This window comes from Bernardetia sp. ABR2-2B (assembly GCF_037126435.1).
Classification (GTDB): Bacteria; Bacteroidota; Bacteroidia; order Cytophagales; family Bernardetiaceae; genus Bernardetia.
Genome location: NZ_CP147020.1, coordinates 489,698 through 508,595 on the forward strand (window position 1 = coordinate 489,698; position 18,898 = coordinate 508,595).

Annotated in this window: 16 protein-coding genes; 8 read left to right on the plus strand and 8 right to left on the minus strand. The window is 30.9% G+C overall.

Translation table 11 applies throughout. The annotated features are described in order from the left end of the window. The first annotated feature begins 76 nt into the window (after positions 1–76). Positions 77–823 carry a hypothetical protein gene (locus WAF17_RS01975; protein ID WP_338765597.1) on the plus strand — a complete coding sequence of 249 codons (747 nt, stop codon included), beginning with the start codon at positions 77–79 and terminating at the stop codon, positions 821–823. Between the two features lie 352 nt (positions 824–1,175). Next, positions 1,176–1,577, plus strand: a complete 402-nt coding sequence (locus WAF17_RS01980; protein ID WP_338765600.1) for a hypothetical protein — start codon at positions 1,176–1,178, stop codon at positions 1,575–1,577. A gap of 215 nt (positions 1,578–1,792) precedes the next feature. On the opposite strand, the gene WAF17_RS01985 is transcribed toward WAF17_RS01980, so the two are convergent. Both WAF17_RS01985 and WAF17_RS01990 read right to left on the minus strand, forming a co-directional pair. Next, positions 1,793–2,629 carry a hypothetical protein gene (locus tag WAF17_RS01985; RefSeq protein ID WP_338765602.1) on the minus strand — a complete coding sequence of 279 codons (837 nt, stop codon included), beginning with the start codon at positions 2,627–2,629 and terminating at the stop codon, positions 1,793–1,795. Positions 2,630–2,855: 226 nt separating this feature from the next. Further along, a complete protein-coding gene (locus WAF17_RS01990; protein ID WP_338765605.1) occupies positions 2,856–3,239 on the minus strand; it encodes a hypothetical protein in 384 nt (127 codons plus the stop codon). Positions 3,240–3,838: 599 nt separating this feature from the next. Here WAF17_RS01990 and WAF17_RS01995 point away from each other — a divergent pair. From WAF17_RS01995 to WAF17_RS02020, 6 genes are all read left to right on the plus strand, one after another. Next, positions 3,839–4,348: a sigma-70 family RNA polymerase sigma factor gene (locus tag WAF17_RS01995; RefSeq protein WP_338765608.1), complete on the plus strand. Its 510-nt coding sequence runs from the start codon at positions 3,839–3,841 to the stop codon at positions 4,346–4,348. Further along, a complete protein-coding gene (locus WAF17_RS02000; protein ID WP_338765611.1) occupies positions 4,342–4,935 on the plus strand; it encodes a hypothetical protein in 594 nt (197 codons plus the stop codon). Before WAF17_RS01995 ends, WAF17_RS02000 begins: the two co-directional genes overlap by 7 nt. A gap of 74 nt (positions 4,936–5,009) precedes the next feature. Further along, positions 5,010–5,978 carry a DUF3887 domain-containing protein gene (locus WAF17_RS02005; RefSeq protein ID WP_338765614.1) on the plus strand — a complete coding sequence of 323 codons (969 nt, stop codon included), beginning with the start codon at positions 5,010–5,012 and terminating at the stop codon, positions 5,976–5,978. A gap of 614 nt (positions 5,979–6,592) precedes the next feature. Next, complete coding sequence (locus tag WAF17_RS02010; RefSeq protein ID WP_338765617.1) at positions 6,593–7,162, plus strand: hypothetical protein; 570 nt, start codon at positions 6,593–6,595, stop codon at positions 7,160–7,162. Positions 7,163–7,240: 78 nt separating this feature from the next. Beyond that, positions 7,241–8,329 (plus strand): IS4 family transposase, encoded by a 1,089-nt coding sequence (locus WAF17_RS02015; RefSeq protein WP_338760955.1) that lies wholly within the window; start codon positions 7,241–7,243, stop codon positions 8,327–8,329. Between the two features lie 323 nt (positions 8,330–8,652). Further along, the gene (locus WAF17_RS02020) at positions 8,653–8,784 is read left to right on the plus strand and encodes a hypothetical protein (RefSeq protein WP_338765619.1); all 132 of its coding nucleotides are present in this window, start codon (positions 8,653–8,655) and stop codon (positions 8,782–8,784) included. A 171-nt stretch (positions 8,785–8,955) separates the two neighbouring features. On the opposite strand, the gene WAF17_RS02025 is transcribed toward WAF17_RS02020, so the two are convergent. The 6 genes from WAF17_RS02025 to lon all read right to left on the minus strand — a co-directional run bounded on the left by WAF17_RS02025 (position 8,956) and on the right by lon (position 18,787). Continuing rightward, positions 8,956–10,170, minus strand: a complete 1,215-nt coding sequence (locus WAF17_RS02025; RefSeq protein WP_338765622.1) for a hypothetical protein — start codon at positions 10,168–10,170, stop codon at positions 8,956–8,958. Positions 10,171–10,594: 424 nt separating this feature from the next. Further along, entirely contained in the window at positions 10,595–14,056 is a 3,462-nt protein-coding gene (locus tag WAF17_RS02030) for a pyruvate carboxylase (protein WP_338765625.1), read from the minus strand. 259 nt (positions 14,057–14,315) lie between these two features. Further along, complete coding sequence (locus WAF17_RS02035; protein WP_338765627.1) at positions 14,316–14,858, minus strand: hypothetical protein; 543 nt, start codon at positions 14,856–14,858, stop codon at positions 14,316–14,318. Positions 14,859–15,014: 156 nt separating this feature from the next. Next, entirely contained in the window at positions 15,015–15,404 is a 390-nt protein-coding gene (locus WAF17_RS02040) for a hypothetical protein (protein ID WP_338765629.1), read from the minus strand. 111 nt (positions 15,405–15,515) lie between these two features. After that, entirely contained in the window at positions 15,516–16,133 is a 618-nt protein-coding gene (gene hisH / locus WAF17_RS02045) for an imidazole glycerol phosphate synthase subunit HisH (RefSeq protein ID WP_338765632.1), read from the minus strand. 107 nt (positions 16,134–16,240) lie between these two features. Further along, positions 16,241–18,787 carry an endopeptidase La gene (gene lon / locus WAF17_RS02050; RefSeq protein WP_338765634.1) on the minus strand — a complete coding sequence of 849 codons (2,547 nt, stop codon included), beginning with the start codon at positions 18,785–18,787 and terminating at the stop codon, positions 16,241–16,243. Between the last annotated feature and the right edge of the window lie 111 nt (positions 18,788–18,898).

The following is an 18,898-nucleotide window of genomic DNA, read 5'->3' on the forward strand; positions in this document are numbered from 1 at the left end:
ACTTAAATAATTAATTTTGCGTAAATTATAATCTGCAAACTATTTTTATCCTGCTCTATTTACTGTTTATCATAAAATGCTCCATTTCCACAAATTATCTACTCAAGAACATTTTGACTTCCTCAATCAAGAACGTAAAGACCCAATTACAGGCGATTTGATAAAGGAAAATGACGAAATAGTGATTTGTAGTTCGTGTAAATCTGCTTTCTTAAAAGAAAGTTGGGAGTATTTGGGAAGTACGCATTGTGAGCAAAAGCAAACCTTAGAAGTCATTCCAAAACAGAGTAAGTTGAAACTCAAAACAGGTTTACTAATAAGTTTGCCTCTTGTCCCAAAAGAAGATGTTATCAAAAAGTTTTTAAATATCTTAGGGATAGAATTTTCAGTTCTTGTATTTCTTTTCTTACTATTGAAGGGTTCTCTTTTTCTCCTATTTCTTTTTTTTCTGACCTTCCTTTTTCCCATTGCTATTGGCATTCTGATTACTCCAATTACTAATATAGATTTATATAGCACTTATTTAGTCTCTAAAGGAATATTGGGAAAGAAAAAAATAGAATACACAAACATAGAGTATATATTGATAAATTATGAAATATCATCAGGATTGAATCCAGCCCCAAATAATATTCATATCAAACTAACAAACAGAGGCACTGCTGATATGCTCTTAGATAAAAAACATATAAGTAATGATACACTACTATTAGACTTTGTAACTACACTAGCTAGATATAATAAAGTAACTTTCAAGACAAATTATTATTACAGAAATTTAATTCAGAGCCAAAATATATCAGCAAATATAGAGTTAATTTAACTTTGAAAATATAAAATCTGAAAGTTGAATAAATAAAACTGGAGAGAAATATTATCTAATATCCATAAAAATCAGCCTTAGAATTACTTTTTGTAAATCTAAGGCTATTTTGATAGAAAGAAAATAAACGTGCTGATGTATAAAATAAACAACTACTTACCTCACCACTTTAGAACACCAACCAAAGGCTTAGGCTTCCAAATAGCTATTCACTCTAGTAAAAACTATTGAACCAAGTTTGTTTTTTATTTCATCAAAAGGCAAAACAATAGCAAGTTAAATTTGCTTATTATTGTTATATTTTGAATTCAACTTTCAAGCTCATTTTTATCAAAAAATTAAAACTAAAAATATGATTGCAGAAAAAACATCTTTTTTAATACTCAGTTATTCTCCTGAAACAGAAATACTAGAGTTAGAGTGGTTAGCAAAAACATCTGAGATGACAGATAAAGAGTTCCAAGAACAGGTGCTTTTGGAAAATAAAATGCTCTTAAAACACAAACCAAAAAAAATATTAGCTAAAACACTTCAGATGGAATATACCATATCACCTGATGAGCAAGAAAAGCACAATGATATAATATTACCAACCTTTAAAGCTATTGGGCTTGAAAAATTAGCTATTGTAGTAAGCCATGATTTATTTACTCAAGTATCTATTAGTCAAATATTAGATGATGATACTACTGCTGGTTATCAATCCAATTATTTTGAAGATATTACTTCAGCTACAGCGTGGCTTTCAGAGTAATTTTTTTTAATTATATCACATAAAAAATAGCCTTAGCAGTACAAAGAGTTATTCTAAGGCTATTTCATTTCGATAAAAGAAGAGCTAGTTTTTGAAATGCAAAACCACGGCTGGAAGCCGAATACATATTGCTCATTCATTTAGGAACAAGCGAGAGTAATTTTTTATTTATTTTCGCCAACTGAGATAGGGCTGGTGTCTAATAGCACACAAGTTTATTTAATATTTATTCCGTACAAACTGAAAATTATCATTACACTAGCAAAACAAATAATTGATAGTACTGAAATCCAATTACCAATATATTTATATTTTCTAATACTTTTATTGTCTTCTTTTTTTATTAGCCACCAAAAGGTAAATGTACAATAAATATTAACAAAGAAACCTCCTTCTTGCCAATTTTGAAACAGAGGAATATAGTTAGTGTTATTGATTTGATTATAAGTCAAGATATTCCAACCTATTCTAAATAAAACTATTGGTAGAATACCTATTAAAATTAGTAATATTTCATTTCTCTTCACAAATAGATTTGCGTGACTTCTATGAAACACTGTCTGTCTAATTCCATTTTGCTGCACAACTACTTTAGATTTCAACTGACCTTCTAAATAGTCAAATTCATACAAAACGTTTCCTAATTTAGAGTATATAATCCATTTTCCGTTTTTCTCTCCATCTTTATAACTCCCTTCACTTCTAAGCACTTTTAGAGTTGAGTCAAAATAGACTCTCCAATTACCATTTCTTACATATTCAGTCATCAACATTTTTTTATTACCTTCATTGGGATAAATAACTGTTTGTGATTTCAGTTTTTTAATTTCTCCTTCTGCATGAATATTTCCATTGCAATAATATTCTTTACCATATATTTCTGAGATTATCTCTCTATGCTTTACTTCATTTCCACTACAAATCTGATTTGAAGTCACATTATCTCCATTGGAAAAGTAATTTAATGTTGATGCAAAATCTCTATCGTCTTGTCCAATAACAAATTGATAAGAAAAAAATGCTAAAAAGAATAGGAATAATTTTTTGTTCATTTTTATTTGTATTGCTGAACGATTCTTTTTGTGAAAAATTTAATAGTCTAAATTAAAAAAATAGCCTTAGAATTACTTTTTATAAATCTAAGGCTATTTTGATAGAAAAGCTAGTTTTTATAAATACAAAAATCACGGCTACAAGCCGAATACATATTACTCGTTAGTTAAAAATAAGCAAAAATTGTTTTTTTTTACGAGGCAGAGCAAGAGGGATAGTAAGTTTCTATATATTTTCTACCAACTTAAAAAAGATATATACTACAGTATGAACAACAAGTGCCAGTACAAAAACGACAAGAAATATTCCAATTATATTTTTCATCATACTCAAAAAACGTTTGAAGGACAAAGGACGATTTAAAAACCAAGAAACTTCTTCATCTGAGATAATGAACAATATATAAAAACCGAGCAAACTACTCAGAATAGCTGCATCATAATCTATAATATAAAACTGTATTGATAGCTCTTCAAGAAGGCTGAAGTATTCATATTGAAGTAAAAAATTAGGCAAGAAATGAGCTGTTGCTAAAAATGATACATACACATAAAATAGTATTATGATAACAACTAAAATATTAAGAAACTTATTAGAAGATTTTTTCATTTGGTTATTTATAATTGGAATAATTAATATACAAAAAACTAGGGGAGTGGTTAGATGTAACCTAAACAAAGTTTTTTATATACGTTTCTATTTTGGATAGAAAATCTCACTCTCTAAATTTATTATTTGCTGAATTAGCTCTAACTTTCTTGTTTCTATATTTATTATAATTTCATTTATTGGCTCTTAGACTTACTTTTGATAACGTAATAAAATAAGTTTGTGTTCAGAAATTAGAAAACAACAAGAACGCAAAATACAAAACAGCCTTAGAATTACTTTTTGTACTTCTAAGGCTGTTTTGATAGAAAGGAAATAAACGTACTGATTTATTAAAACAAAAACGGCTTCCCCTATCACCAAAGGCTTTCAGACATTACTCATCCGTTTGGAAACACAACTTCATGGATAATTACATAACCTCAAGAAGTTTTCTACTCATTAATTTTTTTTAAAATAAAAAATAGCAAACTGTCATATTTGAGAAACAGCATTGACTAAGATAGTATATAGGATTTAAAATTAGAAAATAACTAATTGAAATTATTGATTAATAGAGACACACTATTGACCAAATAGAAATAATCAAATTAATTACTATGAACCGAGAACTTGAAAATATCTTTTTGGTGGGATTGGAAGAAAACAAGCAAAAATTGCTTCGGATTTGTTCGGCATATTCCACAGACCAAGAGGATAGAAATGACCTTTTCCAAGAGGTATTGATGAATATTTGGAAGTCAATGCCTTCTTTTAAAGCTAATAGTTCACTCAGCACTTGGATGTACAGAGTAACACTTAATGTCTGTCTGAATGCACGAACTAAACTGACCAAAAAGAAAAAGCAATTTATAAACATGGATAGTGTTACACTTTCTAAGTACGAAGGAGAAACAAGTGTGGAAGAAGAGAATCCATTACTCATTTATATGCGCTCCTGTATTAAAGAAATGAATGAAGCCGATAAAGCAGTAATTACTCTCCACTTAGAAGAGTTGCCTTACAAGGAAATTGCTGATGTTACAGGTATTACAGAAAACCATGTGGCAGTCAAAATCAAACGAATTAAAAAGAAATTATTAACCTGTATAAACTCAAAATCATGCTAGAAAATGAATTAAGCAAAATTTGGAAATCTTCTCCAAAGCAAGAGCAAGTAAAGTTTGACAAATCAAGATTTATGTTGGATGTTCAGTCTAGTGTAGATGATTTTCATAAGCAAATGAAAAGTATGTATATCCGAGAAAGTTTGGGAGTATTTATAGTAGTTCCAATGTTCAGTTATTATGCTTTTAATGCCTCACATATACTCACAAAAATCGGATTTATATTAGTGGCATTGAGTGCTTTGTATATACTATATGTCATGAAAAAATCAAAAGACAAAGTGCCTAATAAATTCTCTATGAGTTATCTTGAATATCTACAGAAAACAAAAGAATACTTAGAAGACTCAAAGAAGAACAGGGAAACTGTTATTATTTGGTATATTTTGCCAATAGTTTTATCTCTTTGGATAGCAATGATAGGAATGTACTTAACTGAACCAAACAAGCTGAACGGTTTACTAATCATGGGAGTAATTTCTGTGGTAATAAGTATTGTTCTTCACTTTTTAAATAAAAGATCAGCTAAAAAGTTTGTTGTACCTAAACTAGAAAAAGTAAATTCTCTCATTGAAAATCTAAAAGAATAGTTTTTCGATAGAAACAAACAGCACTTTTTATTCAAATTCAATTATCTATTTTAACACAATCAATTCGTAAAAACATGAAAACCATATTATTTATTGCAATGATGATTTTTCCTTTCTTTACTTTCGGTCAGTCTGAAAGTGTTGCTTCAAAAGAAGTTGCTGCTAAGTTTGAGCAATATTACAATCAAGATGAATATCAAAAAATATTTGACCTCTTTGATGCTACTATGAAGGAGGCTCTTCCTTTAGAAAAAACTACAGGTTTTATGAAACAGCTAAAAGCTCAAGTGGGTAGTATTGAAAACCGAGAGTTCATTAAATATGTCAATAGCTCGTATGCTTCTTATAAAACAAAATTTACTGGAGCTATTTTAGATTTGCGAGTTTCACTCAACTCTCAAAATCAAATAAATGGACTACTAGTAAAGCCATATATAGAAAATAATATTCCTATATTAGAGAGAAACCAAACTAAATTGATATTGCCTTTCAAGGAAGAGTGGACAGTTTTTTGGGGTGGTGATACGAAAGAGTTGAACTATCACGTAGATAACGAGGCACAAAAGTACGCATTTGATATAATTATCAAAGATGAAAAGGGAAGTTCTCACAAAACTGATGGCAGTACAAATGAAGACTACTACGCCTTTGGAAAAGAACTTATAGCTCCTTGTGATGCTGAAGTGGTACTCGTTGTAGATGGAATCAAGGATAATATACCAGGGGAAATGAATCCAATTTATGTTCCAGGGAATACGGTTGTTTTGAAAACAGCTAATAACGAATATTTATTCTTTGCTCACTTCAAACAACATTCAATTGTAGTGAAACAAGGTCAAAAAATAAAACAAGGCGAACTATTAGGACTTTGTGGAAACTCTGGCAATTCTTCTGAACCTCACTTACACTTCCATATTCAAAATGATGAAGATATCAACAAATCTACAGGTGCAAAATGCTACTTTGATAATTTAATTGTGAATGAAAAAGAGATAAATGATTACTCGCCCATCAAAGGAGATAAAATTAAAAGTAGTTTGTAGTATATCATTGAAGAATATAATGCTGAGAGTCTGCTCCATTGTGGAGTAGATTTTCAGTTCAGCTTTTAGCTATAACTCACTATTTTACTACTGAACAAGATATAATAAAGGTTATCACGGTTATTTTTGTATAACAGTCTTCCAAGCTGTTGAATAAATACTACTTTTTATGTTCAGACAAGATGTCTGAACTACCTTAATACAAATCATGATAAAGTTTAATAATTATACTGTAAAACTACTGATTTGTAAAAGACAAAACTACTTTCCTCATCATTTTAGAATGTCAGCTAAAAACTACTCAAAGTCAAAAATATCAACAACATCAATCTCAAAACTTACTAAAGATTTTGATTTGATGACGTCCTTTTCTTCTGTTTTTGAACAGATTTGATAGTTTTCTTCTTTGTTTAGAACTTCTACTTGAACTTGTTTTTTCTTTGGATAAATTTGCCAAAGCTCTTTTACTTTATTTGTAGGATTAAATTTTCTTGTAAGGAATTGAAATTAAATAAATTACCATTTTATTTTTTTTGATATTCAGCGTTTTAAATTCGTAACTGCTTCTAACCTAAACGTTAGTTTTTGAAAAAATAAATAAACCAAAATTATAAATGAATATTTCAAAGTTTATTCTCTCTATTTTATTTAGCTTGATTTCTTATTCTGTTTTGGCTCAAGAAGAATTTTACGAACTGATATTGCCTATAGACTCTTCCAAGGTAGGCTACTTGAATATAGATTGTAAAGAAAATGATTCTGTATTTAGGTTTAAAGTTTTGCCAACAGCAATAAAAAAAACAACCTTTAGCTTTACATTAGGCAGAGGAAAAAGACCCATTTTGACTAAGAATAAAACGGTTCTTTTTTCTAAAGATACAACAACTTATTTTTCGATAATCCTACCTTATTTTATGGCAGGAGATAGAATTATCATATCTACAAAAAAAAGTATTAAGTTTCATACTATTTTTCCTTATTCGTATTATGAAGGCGAGAGCTATAAAAGTATGAAAGGAAATAAATATGTAAAGGTTTTGAGTTTTGAAAGTCGTTTGTATGAAAATGAAAAACAGATAAAATGGAAGGAAAGTTTTGTAAAATCAATTAAAGAAAAACCTAATGCAGCTATTTCTTATTGTCAAGCAGATAGCTTTTTTGTAAAAAAACTCTCAGTCCTCTGACAAAAGATTTTAAATTTAGATAAAAAAAAGCCATAATTGAGTTTCTCACAAAATTTTTCTCACAAAATTTTCTCAATTATGGCGAAAGCAAAGTATGCTTCTAGTGGTAAAGTTACAAAATTAGTTAGTGTTTTATCTTCTCATTTAAAAGGGTTTCATTTAGCCCGAGTTCAATTTATAGGTCTTTTTGTAATAGCTGTTATAAAGGTAGGTCTAGGAGGTTTAATTCAAATTGCAACTGCGTTTGAAAGGAATGTAGAATACAGTTCTTCTTTACGTCGTATAGAACGCTTTTTAAATTATTATGAGCTTGATTTTCAAGCAATTACTAATTTGATTATTTCCTTAGAAGGCATTGAACAATGGGAAAATATCGTACTGTGTTTGGATAGAACGAATTGGAAAGTTGGAAAAGAGCATATTAATATTTTGCTTCTCTCAGCAGCTCATAAAGGGGTATCTATTCCTCTTTGTTGGTCTGTACTTTCGAGGACAGGAAATTCAGCTACTCAACAACGAATTGATTTGATAGAAGATTTCTTAAATCAATTTCCTAATTTATCTATTACTGCTCTTGTAGCAGATAGAGAGTTTATAGGTAAAAAATGGTTTTTCTATTTAGCTACAAAAAAATTTGATTTTGTAATGCGTATAAAATCTAACTTTAAAGCTACTAGAAAAGGGAAAACAAAGTCTATTGTAGCATGGTGTAGAGGGCTTTCGATTTCAGAAACCTATCAACTAGATGGAACATTTGTAGTCAATGAAGCAGAGGTATATTTATCTGTAAGTCGAACACAAAAAGGATATATTTATTTAGCATCACCTGTTTTATTGGATAATATTTTTGAAATTTATAAACAACGTTGGGAAATCGAAACGTTGTTTAAAGCACTAAAATCACAAGGTTTTAACTTAGAAAATACAAAATTAACAGAACCAAATAAAATAGCTAAATTAATTGCTTTGTGTTCCATTGCCTTTGTTTGGTGTTACAAAGTAGGAGAATGGAAACATAAAAAAACAAAAATAAGAGTCTGTTCAAATGGATATAATGAATACTCTTTTTTCAGATATGGATTAATAGAAATTAAAAAAATACTCAATAATCCAATGACTAGTGAAACTAAATTTGATCAAAAAATTAAAGTTTTGTCAATGGAGTAAGAAAAAAACTAAATGATTCTAGTTATTTTATTAATTCAAAAGTAGAAAAGATAGAGTACATCTTAAATGAAGATATTCAAGATTACTGGAAAGAAAATGATAGCAACTATCTTAATGAGCTGTCATTGCATTTAGGATTAAAAAATGATTCTTTATTTTTTGATGAGTTTTATAATCAAAAGGTTTTGATAGTAAGAGGTAAAATAAACAAGGAAACACTAAAGAAGCTACGTAAAAAACACAGAAAAAAAATAAAGTCAAGTTATGTAAACTCCGACTTGTATAAACAAAAACCTTATCTAATTTTACTAGATTCAAAAAACATGAAAAGCTTGAGTAAGGTAGATGAATGGGCTTATTATTCCATAATTAGGACAGCAAGAGGGCTTTTAGTTATTTATAAAGCAAATAATGATTCTTTTATAGACTATTTTCATTACTATCATTTTGACTAAGCCGTTAAATGTTATCACGGTTTGTTTCACATAGTTTGGACATAGTGCCTGAACACAAAAAAATAGCTTTTATTCTTACTGGTCAGTTTGGAAGACTGACGTGCAAAAAACTTTTAAGAATAGGAAACTTAATTTTTCAGTAGACTACTGAAGATACAGTTAGAGAGATAATCAATCAAAAACTGAATACTTGTTTCCTTCTTTGTCTATGTAGTATTGTTTTTTATTTTGGAAATCTTCTTTAATTAGAGCTAACCCATTCTGAAATTTGGTAGTAGTAGCGTTTCCATATACTTCAAAAGAATGAACTATATCTCCCTTTTCATTCATTATCATCATCTCATTTTCTTGTTTTAGAAAAATAAAACCTTCTGAAAAACCTTCTGTTTCCACATTTCTCATACTTCTTTTTTTTCCAGTAGAATAATTTTTAATAACAAACTCTTGATTAGTAAGGCAATGATAAAAAAAAGTATCTTCTTTAATTGTAACAACATTATATCTTGCGCCTTGTCTTTCAAGCGTATCTGCTACAATAGTTTCTAAATAATTGGGAACAGCAAACGAAGTTCCTTTTTCATAAGAAATAAGATACATACTATCAGGAATATCATTTTTAATGAATCCAAATACTGTTTTTTCTCTAAAAAAATAATTTATGTTGTTGATGAGCGTATCTTTTGTAATAATTAGAGTATCTTTTTCTGATGCTATATAAGTTACTCCATATCCATTATTGATGTGTTGTATATTTTTCAAGGTTTGTTTATTATTTGGTAGATACATTGAATAACCTTCTATACTATCTTTGTAGTAAATAGGTAAGGTTGATTCTTTGTATCGGACTATATCATTTACTTCTCCTTCGTGCTTGTCAAGATAATTTCCTTGCTCATCATAAATAAATGAACTATCTTTTTCGTAATCTATAAAAAAACCTAAATCAGAATAAACAGCAGTAGATGGAACTTTTTGACTGACTGCTTTATCTACATAAGAATAAGGAGATAAAATAAGCATTCTGTTTGTCAAAGATTTATTTTTATCGTAAGGATATTGAGTAACTTCTACTATGTCACTAGATGTAACTTTGTAAAACAAATTATTATGTTTAATTATTCCCACTTCATCATAATCTTCACGAAATAGACTTCGGTATTTCATAACTTTCACTTCAATAGCATATAAATCATTAATACGTAGTTGCTTCTTTATTGGCACAACTTTATCTATAGGTAATGCAGAAGCTAAATAATCTATATTTTTGACAGAATCATGAAGAATAATTTTACTACCAATATATCTTTTAGGTCTTTTTCCATTTAATGAAATGTTTTCATTTTTGTACCTGTAAAACCATTCTTTATTTTCTTTTTGAAAAAACACATCTTCCCTTTTTATAATATCTTTCTCAATTACATTGTCTTTATTATCAATGAGTTCGTATCTACTATCTTCGACATACCCAAATGTAAAATCAAATAAACTATCTCTTCTATAAAAACGCTGTACATATTATATAAGTGGGATTCACTATAACATTTTTATCTCTATCCATAAAGCCCCACTTTCCATCTTTAGCGAAGATATTTAGCTCATTTTTATAAAAATAAGGGACTAATTCTAGCTTATTTGTATTTTCATAATTAGTAGAAGTACAAGCGTTTAGAAATAGAACTGCTATAAAATAGAGTATGTATAAATATAAGTTTTTCAATGAAATTATTTTTAGATAATAAAAAATCCTAAGAATCTTCAAATATAAAGAAACTTAGGATTTAGATTTTCATTATTCAATAATTTTTCAATTTTACTCCACCAAAACTACCAAATCATCTTGTTCTACCATCGAACCACTTGCTAAAACAACTTTTTTAACTGTTCCTGCTTTTGGTGTGCTGACAGTAGTTTCCATTTTCATGGCTTCAATTACAAAAAGAGAATCTCCAGCTTTTATTTTATCGCCTTCTTTTACCAAAACTTCAGCTATTTTCCCTTGAAGTGGCGAACCTACTTCTCCGTCTTCGGTAGCACTTGCTTTTTGATTAGAAATTTTTGTGATTTTCAAACTCTTATCCAACACTCTGACACGACGAATTTGTCCATTCATATCAAAAGTAACTGTTTTCATTCCGTCTTCATCAGCTTGACTGATAGAACGAAGCTTTACAATAAGCGTTTTTCCTTCTGCAATATCTATCATAATTTCTTCATTGGGCTGAATGCCGTAAAAGAAAATCTTGGTAGGTAGAATAGAAACATCTCCATACTGCTGAACCGTATTATAAAAATCTGTAAATACTTTTGGATATAATAAATAAGAAAGCAAATCTAATTCGTTTGCATTTTTAAATTCCTTCTTAAATACTTTCCATTCCTTTTCCCAGTCAATTGGTTCTAAATGTGCATTTGGACGCTCTGTAAAAGGCTTTTCTTTTTTAAGAATCATTTTTTGAATCTTCTTTGGAAATCCTCCTTGTGGTTGTCCCAAATCTCCACGCATCATATCTTTTATTGATTCTGGAAAAGACATTGTAGCACCTCTTTCCAAAATATCAGCCTTTGTATAACCGTTTGCCGTCATAAAAAGTGCAAAATCTCCTATTACTTTTGAACTTGGCGTAACTTTTACCAAATCTCCAAAAAGCTCATTGGCAACAGCATAATTTTTCTTTACATCTTGAAATTTATCTCCCAAACCTAATGATTCAGCTTGAGGACGAAGATTTGAATATTGCCCTCCTGGTATTTCGTGTTCGTAAACTTCTGCCGTTCCTGCCTTCAAATCTGATTCAAAAGGATAATAATATTCTCTTACATCTTCCCAATAATTAGAAAAAGAATTGAGTTTTGGTAAATAAATTTTCTGCTCACGCTCATGTCCTTGCAATACGGCTGCCATTGAGTTGAAAGAAGGTTGAGAAGTCAGACCAGACATAGAAGCCAACGCAACATCTACCACATCGACACCTGCTTCAATCGCCTTCAAATAGGTAGCTGATTGAATAGAAGAAGTGTCATGCGTATGCAAATGAATTGGAATTTGTACAGTTTCTTTTAGCTTTGAAATTAATAATTCGGCTGCATAAGGGCGAAGAAGTCCTGCCATATCTTTTATTGCCAAAATATGCGCTCCTTCATCTTCTAGTTTTTTAGCTAAATCTAAATAATACTCTAAATTGTATTTTCCTTTTGGGTTTGTAATAATATCACCAGTATAACAAATACAAGCCTCTGCCAACGAATTTGTATGTTTTCGAATCGTTTTGATACTTACTTTCATTGCTTCGACCCAATTCAAAGAATCGAAAACACGGAAAATATCAATTCCGTTTTGAGATGCTTCTTCAATAAATTTAATTACCAAATTATCAGGATAAGCCTTATAGCCTACTGCATTTGAGCCACGAAGCAACATTTGTAATAGAATATTTGGTGCAGCTTTTCGGATATTTTTTAGTCTCTCCCAAGGGTCTTCGTGTAAGAAACGCATCGAAACATCAAAGGTAGCACCTCCCCACATTTCTAAAGAAAATACTTCTGGATGATTTTTGGCAAAACTCTCCGTTACTTCAAGCATATCATACGGACGAACACGAGTAGCCAAAAGCGACTGATGAGCATCTCTCAAAGTTGTATCTGTGTAATGAATAGCTTTGTCTTTTTTGAGCCATTTACAAAAATCTTCTCTTCCTAATTTGTTGAGCTTATCTTTTGTTCCTTTTGGAAACTTATCTTGATATTTTTTATCAAACTTTGGGATTTTTGGAATCCTAAAAGTTGCATTTGGATTCAATTTCTTTACACTTTCATTTCCATTAACAGTAGTTTCTGCAATATAACGAAGGATTTTTGTTCCTCTATCAAAACGACGAGGCATTTCAAAAAGCTCTGGATAATTATCAATAAACTTAACTGTCGCTTCTCCTTTTTGGAATGTTGGATGCGAAATTACGTTCAATAGAAAGTCAATATTTGTTTTTACTCCTCTAATTCTGAACTCTCTCAAGGCACGGTGCAAACGAACAGCAGCTCCCCAAAGTGTACGTCCTTTTGCTGAGACTTTGATAAGCATTGGGTCAAAAAATGGCGAAATTCGTGCGCCTGTATAACAATTTCCTGCATCAAGACGAATTCCATATCCATCAGCAGAACGGTAAGCGACAATCAGACCAAAATCAGGTTTAAAATTATTAGCTGGGTCTTCTGTTGTGATACGACACTGAATAGCAAAACCATTGCAAGGAACATCAGCTTGACTATGAATATAAATACGTTTGTCGGTAAGTGGATAACCTTGTGCAATCAGAATTTGGGTACGGACAATATCAATTCCTGTAACTTCTTCGGTAATAGTATGCTCAACTTGTACTCTTGGGTTTACTTCAATAAAATAAATATTTTCCTCTGCATCTACCAAAAACTCAACCGTTCCGACATTATTATATTTTACTTCTTTTGCAATCGATAAAGCATAATCATAAAGCGCATATTTTGTAGGCTGTGAAAGTGTAAGACTTGGCGCAACCTCTACTACCTTTTGAAAACGACGCTGAACAGAACAATCACGCTCAAACAAATGAACCATTCTTCCATAATTATCAGCCATTATCTGCACTTCGATGTGCTTCGGATTGTCGATATATTTTTCTAAGAAAATTCTATCATCATTAAATGCTTTTTTGGCTTCACTTTTTGCTTCTTTGAATGATTTTATGAGAGTTGGTTCGTCATGACAGACACGCATTCCACGTCCACCACCACCACCAGCAGCTTTTATAATGACTGGATAACCGATTCGCTTGGCTTCTTTTGCAGCAATATCGGCATCACTCAAAGGGTCTTTGCTATCTTCAATAACTGGAACTAAGGCACGACGAGCAATAATTTTGGCAGCTACCTTATCGCCCAATTGATTCATTACTTCTGGCAGCGGCCCTACAAAAATAATCCCTTCTTGACGACAACGCTCTGCAAAATGAACATTTTCAGATAAAAAACCATACCCTGGATGAATAGCATCAATTTTTTTAGCTTTTGCAAGAGCAATAATTTCTTCAATATCTAAATAGGGCTTTAGAGGGTCATCTTCTGCTCCAATTTGATAAGCTTCATCGGCTTTGTAACGGTGCAGAGAATACCTGTCTTCATAGGTATAAATGGCAACTGTTCGGATATTAAGTTCGGAGGCTGCACGAAGAATACGAATCGCAATTTCACCACGATTTGCAACTAAAATACGGTCTAGTTTTTTTATATTTTCGTTTTGCATGTATCAGTTATCAGTAAACAGTTATCATTAAACAGTAAAAAAACAGTAAAATGATAAATGCTAGTTGTGTAATAGGAAAAGTAATTGACGCTTTAGTACGTTTTATTAAACTTATTTCTAAAAGTAGATAAAAAAAGAATTTTATCAAAAAAAATATTTATCTATTACAATCTACCAAAACACGCCATCTATTATTAGAACTCGAATATACTACTAACTAAAGTTGAACTAAGAAATTATTGATTGAATCATTGAGAGTTTAATTAGTTATTTTTCCTACTACTAATTCTTCATCATTGGGGATTTTATACTCTCTACATTTTTGTTTAGCTATATCATATTCTTGAAAAGTAATTTCTGCCCAACTTTGTGTTCCAAATAAATTATTCAAATAACGTTCATCTATGTTTTTCAAGAAAAATTCCTTTACCTCAAAATAAGAACCATAAAGTGTATCTTGAGTAAGCGTATCAATAGTTTGCGTTGGAACATATAATTTTTCTAAATAACGCATATATATATTCTCCTTGCAGAATATAATATGTTTGGGTTCTTGGTCTTTTTTGCCTTTCCAGTCTATCTCGTCTTCTTTCAGACTGACTTTGTATTTGAAGCTGTGAGTTGTTCCATAGTTATGTTTCGTAAGTAAACCTATATGAGTAGTTTCTTTATTTGTTTTTTCTATCTGTAAATATTTTCCGTTATCTAAAGTAGTGTTTTCTACTTGAATACTTTCTTCTGAACGCTGTTCACAACTCATTAAAAATACAGTAATTACTATCAAAACTATACTACTTTTCATTTTATTTAGAGATTTATAAATTTTGAAAAAATCATGATGAATTAAGAAAAAATTGAAGTTGTTTAAGAATAGGTTTGTGCGTGTATTTGTTGGTGTCGCTTCGCTAAAACACCAACAATGGCAGGGGAATCAAAAAAATAATCTATATCCCAAGAACTAATCACACAATACGCTTTCTATAATTATTTCTCTATGTCCTTTGTATAAAAATATTTGTGTATTATCTTTCTTCTTATAAATGGAATCCCCAACTGTAAAATCACTAGAGGGGTGACCCTTAAAATTAGAATTATTTACATGATATGATTTATCGTTGATAAACACATATTTATTTGTAGCGTTACCCTTTTTAATTTGTGTTATTCTGCCTATAAATTCTAAATCTTTCCACTCATTACATCTTTGAATCTTTCTGTCTTTAATTTCTTCGTCTGTAAACGAAAATATGCTATTAAACAACAATATAACAGGGCATAAAATAATAATTAAGGAAAGTAGAATCTTTACACTTATTTTAGGTCTAAATCTAAAAATATTAATCTTCATCGCTTCGTCAAATAAAAGTTGTTTCTGAATTTTTATATATCGCCTCTTTTTGGTCTTAGACGGTAAACTAAGACCTATCAGTTAGTAAATTTTCTGATTTATGTTATGTAACTATAGTATGCTCAAAAAATTCTTCAAAAGCTCTTCACCAGCTTCTGCGCTTTTTTCTGGGTGAAATTGTGCTGCATAAAAATTATCCTTTTGTAAAGCAGCCGAAAAAGGCAGAATATAATCACAAGTAGCGACAGTATCTTTACATAGTTCTGCATAATAAGTATGTACAAAGTAGAATTGAGAAGGCGAATCATTCCCTTTCACTTTGTCAAACAAATTACTATCAAACAATTCTCCTTTTAAATCTTGCGTTGTATTCCAACCCATGTGAGGAACTTTATCAGTCGAATCAGTTGGTTTAAATTCTTTTACGTTTACATCAAAAATTCCTAGTCCTTTTGTGTTTCCTTCTTCTGTATGTGAGCAAAGAAGCTGCATTCCAAGACAAATTCCCAAAACTGGCTGTTTTAATGTAGGAATAAAGGTATCTAAATCTGCATTTTTGAGTTGTTGCATAGCAGATTCTGCATGACCAACCCCTGGAAAAATAACTTTGTCAGCCGAACGCAAAATTTCTTTATCTGCGCTTACCACTGCATTAATTCCCAAACGCTGCAAAGCAAAATCGACAGAGCGAATATTACCAGCTTTATAATCTATGATTACTATTTTCATAAATAAAAATAGTCGCTCGTGAGGACACGAGCAACGGTTAAATTTTAATAAAATATATCTCTACCATTGCTCGTGTCCTCACGAGCAATATAATTTAAAAAATAAAATTAAACTCCTACACTTCCACTTTTTCCTTTCGATGGATTTGTTGGAATAACTCTAATTTTTTTAGTTTCTTTATCCGACTTATTTTTTTGTTTTTCCTCTTGTATTTCTAAAGGTCTAGCTGTTTTGTCTTTTTCTTTTACTAAAGCCAATTTCAAAACTTCTCCTGCTCTTTCTACAAAATGAAATTTCAAACCTTTGATATAATGTTCTTCAATTTCCTCAATATCTTTCTGATTGCGTTTGCTCATCAAGATTTCATTGATTCCTGCACGTTTGGCAGCTAATATTTTTTCTTTGATTCCACCAACAGGCAGCACTTTGCCGTGCAGAGTTATTTCTCCAGTCATTGCTAACTGATTCTTAACTCTTCTACGAGAATAAGCAGAAACCATAGCTGTAAGCATCGTAATACCAGCCGAAGGGCCATCTTTTGGAACTGCACCAGCAGGAACGTGAACATGCAAATCGTATTGGTCAAAAAGCTTGTGGTCAATATTCCATTCTTCTGCATTAGCTCTCAAGTAAGAAAGTGCTGCACTGACAGATTCTTTCATTACATCTCCCAAGCGTCCAGAAAGCGTAGTTCTGCCTTTTCCTTTACTCAAACTCACTTCAATAGACAAAATTTCGCCTCCATATTGAGTCCAAGCTAATCCTGTCGCTACGCCTACTGTTTCGTTTTCTTCAAAAAGTTCTTTATCAAAAGAAGGCTTACCCAATATTCTTTCTACTTCTTTTGGTGTAATTTTCTTTTGATATTCTTCTTCCATCGCTACCGATTTGGCGACACTTCTGCAAAGTGATGCAATCTGTCTTTCCAAACTTCTGACACCTGATTCTCTTGTATAACCTTCTACTACAAAACGTAATGTTTCGACAGTAAAACTAATATCCTTTGCTTGTAATCCGTGATTTTTTCTTTGCTTGGCAATCAAATGACGTTTGGCAATTTCTATTTTTTCTTCAATCGTATAGCCAGAAACTTGAATAATTTCCATTCTATCACGCAGCGCAGGTTGGATAGTATCCAATGAATTTGCTGTTGCAATGAATAAAACTTTAGACAAATCATATTCTGTTTCTAAATAATTATCTACAAACGTATCATTTTGTTCTGGGTCTAAAACCTCTAACAAAGCTGATGAAGGGTCGCCTCTAAAATCACTACTTACTTTATCAATTTCATCAAGCACAAAAACAGGGTTTGAAGAACCTGCTTTTTTTACGTTTTGCATAATTTTCCCTGGCATTGCACCAATATAAGTACGACGGTGTCCTCTAATTTCAGACTCATCATGCATTCCACCTAGCGAAATACGCATATATTTTCTACCTAATGCTTTTGCAATAGATTTTCCTAAAGAAGTTTTGCCAACCCCCGGAGGACCATAAAGACACAAAATAGGACTATCTAATGAGTTTTTAAGTTTCAGAACAGCTAAGTATTCCAAAATACGCTGCTTGATTTTTTCTAAACCATAATGCTCTTTATCTAATATTTTTTTTGCATTCTTTAGGTCTAAGTGGTCTTTTGTCGTAAACTGCCAAGGCAAATCCAACATAAATTCCAAATAAGAAAGCGTGATAGAATAATCAGGCGCAGCAGGATTCATACGAGCAAAACGATCGACTTCTTTTAAGAAAAACTCTTTTGTCTCTTCACTCCACTCTTTTTTCTCTGCTTTTTTGTGCAGTTTATTTATGTCTTTATCATTTTCATCACCTATTTCATCTTGCAATGTTTTGATTTGTTGGCGAAGAAAATATTCTTTTTGTTGTTGGTCTAAATCCGAATTTGTTTTGTCTTTTATATCACTTTTAAGTTCTAAAAGCTGAATTTCTTTGTGCATAATCTTCAAAAGCTGTACAGCTCTATCGATTACTTTTGGAAGTTCTAAAAGTCTTTGTTTTTCTTTTACTTCTACATTTGTGTTTGCAGACAGAAAATTGACTAAAAAATTAGGGCTTTCAATATTCTCTAAAGCAATTTGAGCTTCTGGTGGAATATCTGTACTCAAATGTAAAATCTTAAAAGCAGCTTCTTTTATAGATTCGATTAAAGCTTCTTTTTTGCGTTCATTATTTTTCTTACTCGGAGAGCTATCTAATGATATATCTGTCAAATAAGTTGCTTTTCCAATCAAAAACGGCTCTTCCTGTACAATATCGTGAAGCTCAAAACGCTGCTTACCTTGTACAATAATTGTGGTATTGCCATCAGGCATCGTAATTTTCTTGACAATTTTTGCAACTGTTCCTATCGAATGTAAATCCGATTTTTGAGGCTCATCTTCTCCTAAATTCTTTTGAGAAACTACCCCAATATAACTTTCGTTTCTGTGTGCTTTTTTGATTAAGCGCAAAGATTTTTCACGCCCAACAGTAATAGGCATAATAATCCCTGGAAACAGAACAGTATTTCGGACAGGTAAAATAAATAATTCTTCAGGCAGATCATCTTCTAATTCACGAGCTGCATTTTCTAATTCTTCCAAATCTATTTGAGGAATATCGTCTTCGGTAAAAGGAACTTTTATATTTTTCAAAAAATGTATATGATTTTAGTGTATATTGAATCTTAAAATTAGCAAGAATGAATAACTATAACAACAAAAAAATGTCAGATTGTCAGTAATTAGTAATAAAAACGGAAATTT